Here is a 14,438-nt window from a genome sequence, read left to right as displayed (position 1 = left end):
GAGTCCCCGGCGGTTACGCCGGGGAGGATGTCAACCGTTCGTGGGGAAGCCCAGGTTGACGCCGCCGTGCGAAGGGTCGAGCCAGCGTGAGGTGACGACCTTGCCGCGGGTGTAGAAGTGCACGCCCTCGGTGCCGTGCACGTGCGTGTCGCCGAAGAGGGAGGACTTCCAGCCGCCGAAGCTGTAGAAGGCCATCGGCACCGGGATGGGCACGTTGATGCCGATCATGCCGACCTCCACCTCGTTCTGGAAGCGCCTGGCCGCGCCGCCGTCGTTGGTGAAGATCGCGGTGCCGTTGCCGTACAGGCCGCCGTTGATCAGTTCGAGGCCCTCCTCGTAGGAGCCGACGCGCACGATCGACAACACCGGGCCGAAGATCTCGTCCGTGTGCGTCCTGGAACCCGCGGGGACGTGGTCGAGCACGGTCGGGCCGAGCCAGAAGCCGCGCGTCTCGGCAGCCCTGCCGCCGCCGAGCACCGCCGTCTCGCGGCCGTCCACGACCAGCTTGGCACCCTCCTCGACGCCCAGGTCTAGGTAGGAGGCCACCTTGTCGCGGTGCGCCTCCGTGACCAGCGGCCCCATCTCGGACTTCGGATCGTCGCCAGGGCCGATCACCAGCTTGTCGACCCGCTCGACGATCTTCTGGACGAGCTCGTCGCCGATCGGGTCCACGGCCAGCACGACGGAGATCGCCATGCACCGCTCCCCCGCCGAGCCGAACCCCGCCGACACCGCCGAGTCGGCCACCAGGTCGAGGTCGGCGTCGGGGAGCACGAGCATGTGGTTCTTGGCGCCGCCGAGCGCCTGCACCCGCTTGCCGTGCGCGGTGCCGGTCTCGTAGACGTATCTGGCGATCGGGGTGGAGCCGACGAACGACACGCCGCGCACGTCCGGGTGCTCCAGCAGCCGGTCCACGGCGACCTTGTCGCCCTGCACGACGTTGAACACGCCGTCGGGCAGCCCGGCCTCCTGCCAGAGCCGCGCCATGAGCAGCGACGCCGACGGGTCCTTCTCCGACGGCTTGAGCACGAACGCGTTCCCGCACGCGATCGCGATCGGGTACATCCACATCGGCACCATGGCCGGGAAGTTGAACGGCGTGATCCCGGCCACCACACCCAGCGGCTGGCGCATCGAGTAGGAGTCGACCCGGGTCGAGACGCCTTCGGAGAAGCCGCCCTTGAGCAGGTGCGGGATCCCGCAGGCGAACTCCACGACCTCCAGCCCTCTGGCCACCTCGCCGAGCGCGTCGGAGTGCACCTTGCCGTGCTCGGCGGAGATCAGCGCGGCCAGCTCGTCGCGGTGGGCGTACATGAGCTCGCGGAAGCGGAACAGCACCTGCGCCCGCTTGATCAGCGACGCGGCCCGCCAGGCGGGGAAGGCCGCGACGGCGGCCGCCACGGCCGCGTCCACGTCCGCGGCGGAGGCCAGCCTGACGTGCCCGCTGACCTCGCCGGTCGCCGGGTTGAAGAGCTCGGAGGTACGGGAGTTCCCGTCCTCCAGAGCTCCGTTGATCCAGTGCTTGACGGACTTCACTGAGCCGATGCCTCCGCGTTGATGACTTCCAGGGCGTGCACGATGATGTCGAGACCCTCCGCGGCCTCGTCCACCGAGAGGGTGAGGGGCGGGGCCATGCGGATGGCGTTCCCGTACAGGCCGCCCTTACCCGCCAGCAGCCCGGCCTTCTTGGTCTCCTCCATGAAGCGGGCGGCCTGGGCGGGGCTCTCCAGCTCGACGGCGAACATCAGCCCCTTGCCGCGCACAGCCTTGACGACCGGCAGCCGCGCGGCCGCCTCCTTGAGCCCGCCGATGATGATCGCACCGGTACGGGCGGCGTTGGCCTGCAGATCGTGGCTGAGCACGTAGTCGAGCGTGGCGTTGGCGGCGGCCATCGAGATCGGGTTGCCGCCGAACGTGGACAGCCCCACGGCATGCGGGGCGTCCATCAGGTCGCCGCGCGCCACGACTCCGCCGACCGCGAAGCCGTTCCCCAGCCCCTTGGCGAACGTGATCATGTCGGGCGTCACCCCATGGTTCTGGATGCCGAAGAACGCGCTCCCGGTGCGGCCCCAGCCGGTCTGCACCTCGTCGGAGATGAAGTGGATGCCCTGCTCGTCCAGCACCTCCTTGTAGGCGGCGAACAGCCCGTCGGGGGCCATCGTGAACCCGCCCACGCCCTGGATCGGCTCGGCGATCAGCGCGGCCACGTCGTTGGAGACCGAGGTGGCCAGCACGTGGCGCAGGTCGTCCACGCACGCCCGGATGTAGTCGGCGTCCGTCAAGCCCTTGAACTGGGTGAGGTGCCGGTCGGTGCCGTGCAGGAAGTGCACGTTGAGCGGGGAGAGCGAGTTGTTCTTCCACGCCCGGTTGGCGGTGACGCTGATCGCGCCGAAGCTGCGCCCGTGGTAGCTCTGCCGCATGGCGAGCACCTGGTCGCTCTTGCGCGCGTACGTCGCCAGGAGGAGCGCGGTCTCGTTGGCCTCGGTGCCGGAGTTGGTGAAGAAGACCTTGGCGTCGGGGATGGCGGAGAGCCGGGCGATCTTCTCGGCCAGCTCGATCTGGCCGCGCAGCAGATAGGCGGTGCTGGTGTGCACCACGCCGGTGGCGAGCTGGCGCTCGATGGCCTCGCGCACCTCGGGCACGTCGTAGCCGATCATGTTGGTCAGGATGCCGGCGAAGAAGTCCAGGTAGCTCTTGCCGTCACCGTCGATGACCCGGTTGCCCTTGCCGCTGACGATCTCGATGGGCTCGTTGTAGTTGAGTGCCACCCAGTTGGGGATCACTGCCCTGTGGCGCGCGAGAAGCTCCGACATGCTACTGAGTATCCCGTTCTCGTCGGCATCCTCCTATCCGCAACCTGTCGGCATGCGGTCACATCAGCTTACATGCTGTAAATCCACCCCTTAGGGGATCTCCCGTGCGCCTGGAGACGTACATGACACCCGGCGAGTACGCCGCCGGAGGCACCGCGAAAGACCACTGGCGGCGGACGCCCCGGACCACCCCTGTCGACGACGATCGGAGCATCCGAACTGAAGGAGAGATCGAGATGACCGTCACCGTCGACCACCGCCCCGAAGCCCCGTCCGGCCCGCCCAAGCTCGACCGCGACCGGCTCCGCCAGGCCCAGCAGGACACGATGGACACCCCGCGGATGAACTACAGCCTGCTGGCCAGGATGATGTTCAAGCCGGTCGACATCATGTACGGCAAGAAGGGCTCGTACACGAAGTTCGCCATGCTGGAGATCATCGCCAGGGTGCCGTACCAGGCGTGGGAGCGCATGGGCTACTGGGCCGTACACCGGCACGCCGGCCGTTCCGCGCTGGCCAGGAGGGTCTTCGAGCGGATCGTGGAGGCCCGTGCCGACCAGGACAACGAGCAGTGGCACCTGCTGATCGTGCAGGACCTCGTGCAGCGCACCGGGCAGAAGCAGACCTGGCTGCTGCACAAGGCCGCGCCGTGGCTGATCGCGTTCTTCTACTACCACGTGTCCTGGGTGTTGTTCCTGGTCAGGCCGGACTGGAGCTACCGGCTGAACGCGGAGTTCGAAGACCACGCCGAGCACGAGTACATGACGTTCGTGGCCGAGAACCCGGACCTGGACTTCGTGCCCGACCCCGGCACGTACGCCGACGAGTACGGCCGCTACCGCTCGGTGGCCGACCTGCTGCGGCAGATCGGCCACGACGAGCGCACGCACAAGCTGGACAGCCTGGAGACCATGAAGGAGCCCCGTGTCCGCTAGACCTCGGCGGGCTCGGGCACCGCAGCAGGGACGGCCGGGCGCAGCACGATCACCGCGAGCAGCGCGGCGGCCACGCTGAACCCGGCCCCCACCCACGAGCCGAGGTGCATCGCGGAGGTGAAGGCCTCGTTGGCGACCTCGGCGAAGCCCATCGGGTGCGCGGCGCCGATCGACTCCCTGGCGGCCGCGGGCAGGCCGGCGGGCATCTCGGAGGTGTACTGCCCGGCCAGCACGCTGCCCAGGATGGCGATGCTCAGCGCCACGCCGACCTGCTGGACGGTGTCGTTGAGCGCGGAACCCACGCCAGCGTGGTCCAGCGGGATCGCGCCCATGAGCGAGGCGTAGGCGGACGGACCGGCCAGGCCGCCGCCGATGCCCATGATCACGAGGCCGGTGAGCAGCGGCAGGTATCCGGTGGTCAGGGCCATGACGACGAAGCCTCCGGCCATCAGCAGCAGCCCGGCGCCGATCAGCACCCGGTTGCTGACCCTCTGCCCCAGCCCGGCGCCGACGCCGTTGAAGATCGCGGCGGCCACGGCGTAGGGCAACATGGCCAGGCCGGCCTGCATCTCCCCGTAGCCCAGCACGTACTGCAGGTATTGCGTCAGCATGAGCATCACGGCGCCCGCGCCGAACGACATCAGCAGGATCGAGAACGACGCGCCGCTGAAGTTGCGGTTGGCGAACAGGTGGAGCGGCAACATCGGCTGTTCCTGCCTGCGCTCCCAGACCACGAAGGCGGCCAGGGCGATGACCGCGATCGCGATGACGGGGATGTTCCACTCGCGCTCGATGATCACGTAGACGGCCGCGGTCAGGCCGACGATCGACAGCACCACGCCCAGGGGGTCGATCTTCCGCCCGGTGCTGCGGGTCTCGGGCATGAGCACGACGGCGGCCACGATGGCGATCGCCGCGATCGGGATGTTCAGCAGGAAGACCGAGCCCCACCAGTAGTGCTCCAGCATGAAGCCGCCCAGGGTCGGGCCGGACACCAGGCCGACCAGGGCCACGGCGCTCCAGGCCGCCATGGCCTTGCGCCGCTCCGCCTCGTCGAACACGGTCATCAGGATGGACAGCGTGGAGGGCATCACGAGCGAGCCGCCGATGCCCATCAGGGCCCGCGCGGCGATGAGCTGCCAGGGCTCCGTGACGAGCACGGCGACCAGGGACGCGCCGCCGAAGAACACCAGGCCGATGATCAGGAAGCGGCGGCGACCGTATTTGTCGGACAGGCTGCCCGAGGTGAGCAGCAGGCCGGCGTAGGCCAGCACGTAGGCGTCGATGATCCACTGGATGTCCGACGGGGTGGCGCCCATCTCCTCGTTGAGCGAGGGGATGGCCAGGTTGAGCACGGTGTTGTCGACGACCAGCACCAGCAGCGCCAAGCAGAGGACGACGAGAATCCACCAGCGACGGGGGTCTCGCACAGCGTTCGAGTTCACTCGCACACCGTACGACAATCCTCGCACAGTGTGCGAGTGCATTTATCCTTAGGGAATGAGCAAGCCGTTCGCCTCCGTCTGGCTCCGCGAGCCGCGCAAGGCCACGAGCCCCGGGCGCAGCCGCGAGGAGATCGTCAACGCCGCCGTGGAGCTGCTCGACGAGGAGGGGCTCAACGGGCTGAGCATGCGCAAGCTCGGTGCGAAGCTGAGCGCGGGCGCCACCAGCCTCTACTGGTACGTCGCCAACAAGGACGAGCTGCTCGAACTGGCCTACGACGAGGTGTGGGGCGAGATGACCATCTCCGAGCCCGAGGTCGTGGGCTGGCGTGACGCAGCCTCGACCCAGGCCTACAGCATGCGCCAGGCGATGTTGCGCCACCCGTGGTCGGCCGACCTCCTGGGCCGCATGCCCGCGCTCGGCCCCAACGCGATCCAGGTCGCCGACCGGATGCGCAGGATGTTCAAGCTGGCCGGGTTCGACGGGATGGACATCGACTACGCCGTCGGCACGCTCACCGCCTACGTCTACGGCATGACGGTGCCCGAGATCGTCTGGAACGCCGCCTTGAGCGAACACGAATACGACCCCGACGAGATGCGCAAGTTGGTCGCCACGGCCGTCAGGGACTTTCCCGGCATGCTTGAACGCATGAACACGGACATCTACCAGGATCCCCAGGCCGTTCGCGCGGTGGCCTTCGACTTCGGTCTGGTGTCGGTGCTCGACGGCCTTGAGCGGCGGCTGGTGACGTAGCAGGATCCGGGCATGAGCGATTTTCGTGCCGCCCGCGATTTCCTCCTCAGTGCCGACCCCGCCACCGCCCGCCGTGACTTCCGCTGGCCGGAGCTAGCGGAGTTCAACTGGGCGCTCGACTGGTTCGACGGGGTCCTGGCCGCCGAGACCCCCGACGCCGTCGCTCTCAAGATCGTGGGGGTGAGCAGTGCCTCCTTCACCTTCGCCGAGTTGTCGGCCCGCTCCAACCGGGTCGCCAACTGGCTGCATCAGCAGGGGGTGCGCCGGGGCGACCGGATCCTGCTCATGCTGGGCAACCAGGCCGAGTTGTGGGAGTCGCTACTGGCCGCGATGAAGCTGGGCGCGGTCATCATCCCGGCCACGACGCTGCTGACCGGCAAGGACATCGTCGAGCGGATCGACAGAGGTGGCGTCTCCCACGTGATCGCCAACGCCGCCGACGCGGGAAAGTTCGGGTCCGGCGAATACACGAAGATCGCTGTGGGGGACGCGTACAACTGGCTGCCGTACCACGAGGCGTACGAGGCGGACGAGCCCTTCACGCCCGACGCGCCGACGCGGGCGGGCGACACGCTGCTGCTCTACTTCACCTCCGGCACCACCTCGCAGCCGAAACTGGTCGAGCACACCCACGCGTCCTATCCGGCCGGGCATCTGTCGACGATGTCCTGGATCGGGTTGCGCCCTGGCGACGTGCATCTCAACGTGTCCTCGCCAGGGTGGGCCAAGCACGCGTGGAGCAACGTGTTCGCGCCCTGGAACGCGGGGGCCACCGTGCTGGTCCACGACTACCAGCGCTTCTCCGCGCCCGCGCTGCTGCAGGTGCTGCGGGACGAGCGGGTCACCACGTTCTGCGCGCCGCCGACCGTGTGGCGGATGCTCATCCAGGAGGACCTGACGGCCTGGAAACTCCCCCTGCGTACGGCAGTGGCCGCCGGCGAGCCGCTCAACCCCGAGATCATCGACCAGGTGGCCAAGGCGTGGGGCATCACGATCAGGGACGGCTACGGGCAGACCGAGACCACGGCGCAGATCGGCAACGCGCCGGACGAGCCGGTCAGGCCGGGCTCGATGGGACGGCCGCTGCCCGGTTACGAGGTCGTGCTGATCGACCCCGTGACCGGCGAGCAGGGGGACGACGGCGAGATCTGCCTGCCCCTGGACGGCCGCCGCCCCCTCGGCCTCATGTCCGGATATGTCGGTGGATCTAGTGACTCCATGCGGGCCGGTTTCTACCACACCGGCGACGTCGCCACCCGCGACCAGGACGGCTACATCACCTACGTGGGCAGGACCGACGACGTCTTCAAGGCCAGCGACTACCGCATTTCGCCGTTCGAGCTGGAGAGCGTGCTGCTGGAGCACGCCGCCGTGGCGGAGGCGGCCGTGGTGCCCGCGCCGGATCCGGTGCGGCTGGCCGTACCCAAGGCTTATGTGACGCTCGCGCCCGGGTTCGAGGCGGACGAGACGACCGCGCGGTCGATCTTCGAGCACTGCCGCAGGGAGCTGGCGCCCTACAAGCGGGTGCGGCGGCTGGAGTTCGACGAGCTGCCCAAGACGATCTCCGGGAAGATCCGCCGGGTCGAGTTGCGGGTGCGGGAGCCTCGGAGAGAATACCGGGAGGAGGATCTCAACCCATGACAAAGCGTAAATTGGCACATGACCGTTCTTACAAGTTGATCGGCTAGGCTCTGCCCCGTGTTGCCCACCATCGCCGACGTCCTCGCCCTGGAAACCGTACGCCGGGGCAGCCCGCGCGTGGTCGCGGGCGCCGACCGGCTCGACACCAAGGTGCGGTGGGTGCACGTCGGCGAGATCGCCGACATCGCCCACCTGCTACGCGGTGGGGAGCTGGTGCTCACTACGGGAGTCGCGCTTCCAGACGACCCGGAGAAGCTCGCCGACTACATCGGCGAGCTCTCCTCTGTCGGCGTCTCAGGGCTGATCGTGGAGCTGGGCCGCAAGTTCGTCCGCGAACTGCCCCGCGCCGTGGTCAAGTCGGCCGAGGAGCACGGGCTGCCGGTCATCGTGCTGGCCCGCGAGACGCCGTTCGTGCAGATCACCGAGTCCGTGCACGCCCGGATCATCGACATCCAGCTGGAGGAGCTGCGGGCCTCCGAGCAACTGCACGAGGTCTTCACCGAGCTGTCGGTCGAGGGCGCCTCGCCCGCCGAGGTGCTCGCCCAGGTGGCCCGGCTGTCCAGTCGCCCGGTGCTGCTGGAGAACCTCGCCCACCAGGTGCTGGCCGCCGAGTCCGCCGGGCGGGACGCGGGCGCCCTGCTGGCCGGGTGGGAGACCAGGTCCAGGGCGGTGGCCACGGCGGAGCGCACCGCGTACGATCCGGCCTCCGGCTGGCTGGTCACCACGGTCGGGGCGCGCGGGCAGGACTGGGGGCGGCTGATCCTGATCTGCGACACCCCGCCGACCCCGCGCGACATGGTGCTGGCCGAGCGCGCCGCCACCACGCTCGCCCTCGGCCGCCTGCTGGAACGCCACCAGGAGTCGCTCGAACGCCAGGCGCACGGCACGATCATCACCGGCATCCTGACCCACGCCTACGCCGACCCCGACGAGGCCGCCGCCCGCGCCCGCGCCGTCGGCGTGCCGCTCACCGGACGCAAGCTGATCAGCGTGGTGATCCGGCCGACAGAGCCCGTCGACCAGGCCCTCGACGGGCAGGCGCAGCTCGGCGAGCTGGCCGAGGCCACCGCCGCGGCCTGCCGCGACGCCCGGCTGCCCGCCCTGGTCGGCGCGCTCGACCAGGAGCGCGTCGGGGTCCTGCTGCCACTGCCGCCGCGCACCCAGGTCGAGCCCGCGCTGACCGCGCTCGCCGAGCGGCTGCGCATGTTGTGGCGGCCCGGCTCGGCGTTCGTGCTGGCGGCGGGCTCGGTGGTGGAGTCCATCAGGGACGTACGCCGCAGCTTCCTCGAAGCCGAGCAGGTGGCCGACGTGGCGGTGCGCCAGCCGGACGGCCGGGCCTTCTACCGGCTGCCCGACCTGCGCCTGCGCGGGCTGCTGCATCTGCTGCGCGACGACGCCCGCCTGCAGACGTTCGCGGAGCGGGAGCTGGGGCCGCTGCTGGCCCACGACGGGCAGCGGGGCGGCGACCTCGCCCGGATCCTGCGCATCTATCTGGACGCGGGACGGAACAAAGCGGTCGCCGCGCAGAAGGCCCACCTGTCCAGGCCCGCCTTCTACGACCGCCTGCGCCGCCTCGAACGCATCCTCGACACCGACCTCGACGACGTCGAGTCGTGCCTTTCGCTCCACGTGGCGCTGCTGGCACTGGAGTCCTTCCGCCGGGAAACCCGATGAGCGGTCCAGTGTGCTGGAATGAGCGATATGTCTGATGTGTTGATGCCTGATCTTGCCGACCTCGGCCGCATGCTCGCCACCGCGGGCGCCTTCTCCGTGCCCGTCCACGACGTGCGGCTGACCCCCGACGAGCTCGACCCCGAGCAGATCGTCGCGGGCGACCCCGCCACGTCCTCCCTGGAGCTCGGCGGCGGCCGGGGCATCTGGGAGATCACCCCCGGCGTCGTCACGGACGTGGAGGCCGACGAGATCTTCGTCGTGCTCTCCGGGCGCGCCACGATCGCCGTCGAGGGCGGCACCACCATCGAGGTCGGCCCCGGAGACGTGTGCCTGCTGGCCGAGGGCGCCAGGACGACGTGGATCGTGCACGAGACGCTGCGCAAGGTGTATCAGATCCACCGGCCGGAGTAGCTTACCGTCGCAAGTGTGCCCCTCTTCTTCAACGCCCTCGAGGCTGCGGCTCACCGGCTGTCGATCGTGCCCCCGATGTTCGACTACTTCAACGCCCTGGGCCTGCACGCGCTCATCGCGGCGGCCAGGATGAGGGTGTTCGACGCCCTGCGCGAACGCCCGTCCACCTGCGACGAGCTCGCCGCCACGCTCAACCTGGATCCCCGGTCGGCCGAGGTGTTGTTACGCGTCCTGGCCGGGCTCGGCTACCTGCGTGCCAGGCGCGGGCGCTACCGCCTGACCCGCACGTCACGGTTGTGGTTCACGACGGACTCGCCGACGTCGCTGGTGGCGGGGCTGGAGTTCTGGGAGCGTACCGCCTGCGTGATCTGGCCGCGGCTGGAGAAGTCGGTGCGTGACGGGTCGCCCGCGACGCCCTTCTACGCGCTGCTGGAGAGCGACCCCGAGTTGTCCCGCTCGTTCCAGGCGTGGACGGCGGCGGTGGCCAGGCGGCAGGCGCCGGCCACGGCCCGGGTCATCCCCGTGCCACGCGGCGCCCGGCAGGTGCTCGACGTGGGCGGCGGCCACGGGCTGTTCAGCGTGGAGCTGCTGCGGCGCCACCCCGACCTGCGGGCGACCGTGCTGGACCTGCCGCAGGCACTCGAAGCCGCCGCCGACCACCCCCGGCTGGTGGCGCGCGCCGGGTCGTTCCTGGAGGACGACCTGGGCGAGGGGTACGACGTGGTGCTGCTGTTCAACATCGTGCACGGGCTGGACGACCAGGAGACGGCCAGGCTCTTCCGGCGGCTGGCGGCGGCGCTCAACCCCGGCGGCACGATCGTGGTCGGCGACCAGTTCGACGACAGCATCATGCCGGGGCGGGCCAGCCGCACCCTGCTCGGCCTGCTGGACCTGAACTACCGGGTCGCGGCGGGCGGCCGGGTGCGGGGGTTCCGCGAGGTGGCGCGTCTGCTGGAGGGGGCGGGCTTCCGCCGGCCACGGCACCGCCGCCCGCTCCGCTCCGTGACCACGGAACTGGCCGTCGCCCGTCGTTAGAAGCCCATTGCGGCCCGTACCTCGTCGAGCGTGATGATCGCCTGCTCGCGGGCCCGTTCGTTGCCTTCTGACAGGAGCTGCCTGACGTCGGCCTCCGTGTGCTCGGCGCGGCGTTTCCTGATCGGGCGCAGGAACTCGTTGACCGCCTCCGTGGCCAGGCCCTTCAGCGCGGCGGCGCCGCCGTACCCGATCTCTTCCGCGAGGTCCTCAGGCGAGCGGCCGAGGCAGAGGCCCGCCAGCGTGAGGAGGTTCGCCACCCCGGGACGGCGCGTCTCGTCGAACGTGATCAGCCGGTCGGAGTCCGTGCGGGCCTTGCGGATGAGCGCGGCCGTCTCGTCGTCGGTGGCCGACAACGCGATGGCGTTGCCGCGGCTCTTGCTCATCTTGCCGCCGTCGAGCCCTCTGAGCAGCGGACGTTCGCCCATCATGGCCTCGGGCAGCGGGAACACCTCGCCGTAACGCTCGTTGAAGCGGCGGGCCACGAGTCGCGTCACCTCCACGTGCGGGAGCTGGTCCTTGCCGACGGGCACCAGCGTGCCCTTGCAGAACAGGATGTCGGCCGCCTGGTGCACCGGATAGGTGAACATCAGGCCGCTGACCGCCTGCTGTGAGCTGTGCGCGATCTCGTCCTTCACCGTGGGGTTGCGCCGCAGCTCGGCCACCGACACCAGGCTCAGGAACGGCAGCAGCAACTGGTTCAGCTCGGGGATCGCGCTGTGCTGGAAGATCGTGACCTTGGCCGGATCGAGGCCGACGGCCAGGTAGTCGAGGAGCAGGTCGGTGATGTTCCGCTGGATCTCGCCGGGCAGGTCGCGGTCGGTGATCACCTGGTAGTCGGCGATCAGCACGTACATCGGATAGGCGTCCTGCAGTCTCACCCGGTTGGCCAGCGAGCCGAAATAGTGACCCAGATGCAGCGGCCCGGTCGGGCGGTCGCCCGTGAGCACGATGTCGTTCATTGCGGTCTTCTCCTTGAAGGTCATGCCGTCCCGGAGAGGACCCGCACGCTCAGGTGGGCCGTCTCGGGGACGGCCCACGCATGCGGAATCAGCGGCCGTCTGTCGGCCGCCACCACATGCAGATGCGTGACATATACGAATGGTATCCGCCTGCGGTGTCAATCTCGTAACCTCTTTACCCGCTTGGCGTGTTCGGCTGACGGGAGACCTTGATCTCGCCAGGATGGTGCGGTCCCTTTTCCGCCCTCTGGAGAATCCATGTCTCGACGCACCCTCGCCGGCGGCCTGGCCATAGCCGCGGCACTCACCCTCACCACGCTGCCCGCAGCCGCGGAGCAGTCGTCGCTGAGGTTCCCGTCGGCCAAGTTCCCGCTGGGCACGCGGCCCTTACCGACCAAGACCATGACCGCCGTCACGCAGGGCATCGACCTGTACGACGTGAAGGCCGGCACGTCGACCGACGGTTACACGGTGACCGTCCTGATGCCGAGCGGCCGCGACTACGGGACGCTCCCGACAGCCGAAACCAAGGTCGCCGAGGTGGAGGCCGCCGGCGAGACCGCCAGCCTGCAGAAGGTGATCAGGCCGGGCGTCGCCGACGCCCCCTCCCAGACCGTCTACATGGTCCGGGTCGGCCTCTGGTCGTTCAAGGACAAGAAGAAGGCCGAGGAGACGGCCAAGACGCTCAAGGACGCCGGCCTGAAGGTCAAGGTCGACTACCTCGGCGACGACGGGCTCAAGACCACGGGGCCCTGGGACGTCAAGGTGGTCATGATCGACGCGAAGACGTTCCGCGGCTCGTACGTCGCCTCGCTGGGCACCAGCGTGGCCAAGCGGGAGACCGTCTCGTCGATGGCCAAGGCGGGGGGAGCCGTGGTCGGCGTGAACGGCGGCTTCTTCAACATCCACACCGCCGCAGCGCTGCGCGGCGAGCCCGTCGGCACGTCCGTGGTGGGCGGCAAGCTGCTGAGCGAGGCCGTCCCCGGCCGCTCGGCGGTGGTGCTCAGGGGCCGCAGCGCGAAGATCACCGAGCTGAAGACGACCGTGACCGTGACCTCGCAGGACGGCACGAAGGCCGAGATCAACGGGATCAACCGGGCCGCCGCGACGGACGAGCTGGTGCTGTACACGGAGGAGTACGGAGCCAAGACGCCCACCGGCGGGACCGACGCCGTGATCGACGCCAACGGCAAGGTCGTCGGCCTGCGCGTCTCGGGTGCGGCGGTGACTGCCGGGATGCGGGTGCTGCACGGCAACGGCCTGGGCGCCGAATGGCTCAACGAGCACGTGTGGCAGAACTGGACGGTGAAGGTCGACACGAAGGTCGTCGACCTGCGTACCAAGAAGGCGCTCAAGCTGACCCCGGACCTGAACGTGATCGCGGGCAGCGTCGGCCTCGTGCGCAACGGCAAGGTGAAGATCACCGCCAAGCGTGACGGCCACGACTCCATGAACATGATCCTGCGCCGCCACCCGCGCACCCTCCTCGGCACGACCAGGAACGGCAGCCTGATCCTGGCCACCATCGACGGGCGCCAGCCCGGGGTGACGGTCGGGGCGAACTTCGTGGAGGCGGCCCAGTTCATGCGCTGGCTGGGCGCGGTCCAGGCGATCAACCTGGACGGGGGCGGCTCGACGGCGATGGTGGTCGCCAACAAGCTGGTCAACCGGCCCTCGGACGGCTCGGAACGCGGCGTCGGCGACGCCCTCCTGGTCCTGCCCAAGTAACACCAACTGGGCCCTGACCCCGCCACCACCTCGGGTCAGGCCACAGCCCGGCGCCGGATGCGAGCCCTGCCACCGGTACCGCGGCCAGGCCTTCCCTTTCAAGGGACCCGCACCATTACGTGCGGGTCCCTGTCCATCCGGCCTCAACCGGCCACAGGCAGGCCCGCGTCCGATTTAACGACCTTCATCGCGAGATGCGACGTCACCTGCGCCACCCCCGGCAGCCCGGAGAGCGTCTCAGAGTAGAACCGCTCGTACGCCCCCAGATCCGCCACGGCCACCCGGAGCAGGAAGTCCGGATCGCCGAACAGCCGGTGCGCCTCCACCACTTCCGTGCTTCCAGCTCACCGCCCTCGGCCTGCTCCACGTCCTGAACTGCGGGATCCTGTACGGGCTGATCGCCCTGGCCACTGCGCAGGCCGGCCGCGCGCTGTCCGCCACCCCGAAGGCCGCGCGCCGGATCTCGGCCGTCTCGGGCACGATGCTCCTGGTGGTCGCGGCGGCCACACTCGGCGCCCATTAGGACCGTTCCACAGCCCCACGCAGGCCGGCCCCGAAAACAGAAAAGGGGCCCGACGCGTAAGCGTCGAGCCCCTTCCCCAAACGATTGTCCGGCGGCGACCTACTCTCCCACACCCTCCCGAGTGCAGTACCATCGGCGCAGAGAAGCTTAACTTCCGGGTTCGGAATGTAACCGGGTGTTTCCTTCCCGCCATAACCGCCGTAACCCTCCGAAACACACAAACACCACGTGTTTGTTGTCTCAGAATTGCCTAGTGGACGCGAGCATACAACTTCAAAAAAGTCTGCCTTTGTGGTCAAGTCCTCGGCCTATTAGTACCGGTCAGCTCCACACGTTACCGCGCTTCCACCTCCGGCCTATCAACCCGGTCGTCTACCGGGAGCCTTACCCCCAAAACGGGGTGGGAGACCTCATCTCAAGGCGAGCTTCCCGCTTAGATGCTTTCAGCGGTTATCCCTTCCGAACGTAGCCAACCAGCCGTGCACCTGGCGGTACAACTGGCACACCAGAGGTTCGTCCG

Annotated in this window: 12 protein-coding genes and 2 rRNA genes; 7 read left to right on the top strand and 7 right to left on the bottom strand. The window is 69.1% G+C overall.

Going from position 1 to position 14,438, the window contains the following annotated elements:
* Positions 1-30: 30 nt before the first annotated feature.
* Together ACFLIM_RS03075 and ACFLIM_RS03070 are read right to left on the bottom strand one after the other, a co-directional pair.
* Entirely contained in the window at positions 31-1,536 is a 1,506-nt protein-coding gene (locus tag ACFLIM_RS03075) for a CoA-acylating methylmalonate-semialdehyde dehydrogenase (protein WP_393161635.1), read from the bottom strand.
* Positions 1,533-2,813, bottom strand: coding sequence for an aspartate aminotransferase family protein (locus tag ACFLIM_RS03070; RefSeq protein ID WP_393161633.1), 1,281 nt, complete (start codon positions 2,811-2,813; stop codon positions 1,533-1,535). Before ACFLIM_RS03070 ends, ACFLIM_RS03075 begins: the two co-directional genes overlap by 4 nt.
* Before the next feature lie 104 nt (positions 2,814-2,917).
* Between ACFLIM_RS03070 and ACFLIM_RS03065 the strand changes: the two genes are divergently transcribed.
* Positions 2,918-3,748, top strand: a complete 831-nt coding sequence (locus ACFLIM_RS03065) for an alternative oxidase (RefSeq protein WP_393161631.1) — start codon at positions 2,918-2,920, stop codon at positions 3,746-3,748.
* Here the strand turns inward: ACFLIM_RS03065 and ACFLIM_RS03060 are convergent.
* Positions 3,745-5,193, bottom strand: a complete 1,449-nt coding sequence (locus ACFLIM_RS03060; protein ID WP_393161629.1) for an MFS transporter — start codon at positions 5,191-5,193, stop codon at positions 3,745-3,747. The two genes, ACFLIM_RS03065 and ACFLIM_RS03060, sit on opposite strands and share 4 nt — an antisense overlap.
* A gap of 55 nt (positions 5,194-5,248) precedes the next feature.
* Between ACFLIM_RS03060 and ACFLIM_RS03055 the strand changes: the two genes are divergently transcribed.
* Genes ACFLIM_RS03055 through ACFLIM_RS03035 form a run of 5 tightly spaced genes read left to right on the top strand, consistent with a single transcriptional unit; the run spans position 5,249 to position 10,708 of the window.
* On the top strand, positions 5,249-5,947 hold the full coding sequence (locus ACFLIM_RS03055) for a TetR/AcrR family transcriptional regulator C-terminal domain-containing protein (RefSeq protein WP_393161627.1): 699 nt from the start codon (positions 5,249-5,251) through the stop codon (positions 5,945-5,947).
* A gap of 12 nt (positions 5,948-5,959) precedes the next feature.
* Positions 5,960-7,588 carry an AMP-binding protein gene (locus ACFLIM_RS03050; protein WP_393161625.1) on the top strand — a complete coding sequence of 543 codons (1,629 nt, stop codon included), beginning with the start codon at positions 5,960-5,962 and terminating at the stop codon, positions 7,586-7,588.
* A 57-nt stretch (positions 7,589-7,645) separates the two neighbouring features.
* Positions 7,646-9,262, top strand: coding sequence for a PucR family transcriptional regulator (locus ACFLIM_RS03045; protein WP_393161623.1), 1,617 nt, complete (start codon positions 7,646-7,648; stop codon positions 9,260-9,262).
* Between the two features lie 42 nt (positions 9,263-9,304).
* Positions 9,305-9,673, top strand: a complete 369-nt coding sequence (locus ACFLIM_RS03040) for a cupin domain-containing protein (protein WP_393161621.1) — start codon at positions 9,305-9,307, stop codon at positions 9,671-9,673.
* A gap of 15 nt (positions 9,674-9,688) precedes the next feature.
* Positions 9,689-10,708, top strand: coding sequence for a methyltransferase (locus ACFLIM_RS03035; RefSeq protein WP_393161619.1), 1,020 nt, complete (start codon positions 9,689-9,691; stop codon positions 10,706-10,708).
* On the opposite strand, the gene trpS is transcribed toward ACFLIM_RS03035, so the two are convergent.
* Positions 10,705-11,667: a tryptophan--tRNA ligase gene (gene trpS / locus ACFLIM_RS03030; protein WP_393161617.1), complete on the bottom strand. Its 963-nt coding sequence runs from the start codon at positions 11,665-11,667 to the stop codon at positions 10,705-10,707. The genes ACFLIM_RS03035 and trpS overlap by 4 nt on opposite strands.
* 258 nt (positions 11,668-11,925) lie before the next feature.
* On the opposite strand from trpS, the gene ACFLIM_RS03025 reads away from it, so the two are divergent.
* The gene (locus ACFLIM_RS03025) at positions 11,926-13,395 is read left to right on the top strand and encodes a phosphodiester glycosidase family protein (protein WP_393161615.1); all 1,470 of its coding nucleotides are present in this window, start codon (positions 11,926-11,928) and stop codon (positions 13,393-13,395) included.
* Positions 13,396-13,538: 143 nt separating this feature from the next.
* Here ACFLIM_RS03025 and ACFLIM_RS03020 read toward each other — a convergent pair whose 3' ends face one another.
* From ACFLIM_RS03020 to ACFLIM_RS03010, 3 genes are all read right to left on the bottom strand, one after another.
* Complete coding sequence (locus ACFLIM_RS03020) at positions 13,539-13,724, bottom strand: Lrp/AsnC ligand binding domain-containing protein (RefSeq protein WP_393161613.1); 186 nt, start codon at positions 13,722-13,724, stop codon at positions 13,539-13,541.
* Positions 13,725-14,004: 280 nt separating this feature from the next.
* Positions 14,005-14,121: ribosomal RNA gene (gene rrf, locus ACFLIM_RS03015) — 5S ribosomal RNA — on the bottom strand.
* A gap of 88 nt (positions 14,122-14,209) precedes the next feature.
* A 23S ribosomal RNA gene (locus ACFLIM_RS03010) occupies positions 14,210-14,438 on the bottom strand; the annotation flags it as partial.

It is taken from the genome of Nonomuraea marmarensis (genome assembly GCF_043197025.1).
GTDB classification, from domain to species: Bacteria; Actinomycetota; Actinomycetes; order Streptosporangiales; family Streptosporangiaceae; genus Nonomuraea; species Nonomuraea marmarensis.
This window is presented reverse-complemented; position numbering and strand designations above follow the sequence as displayed.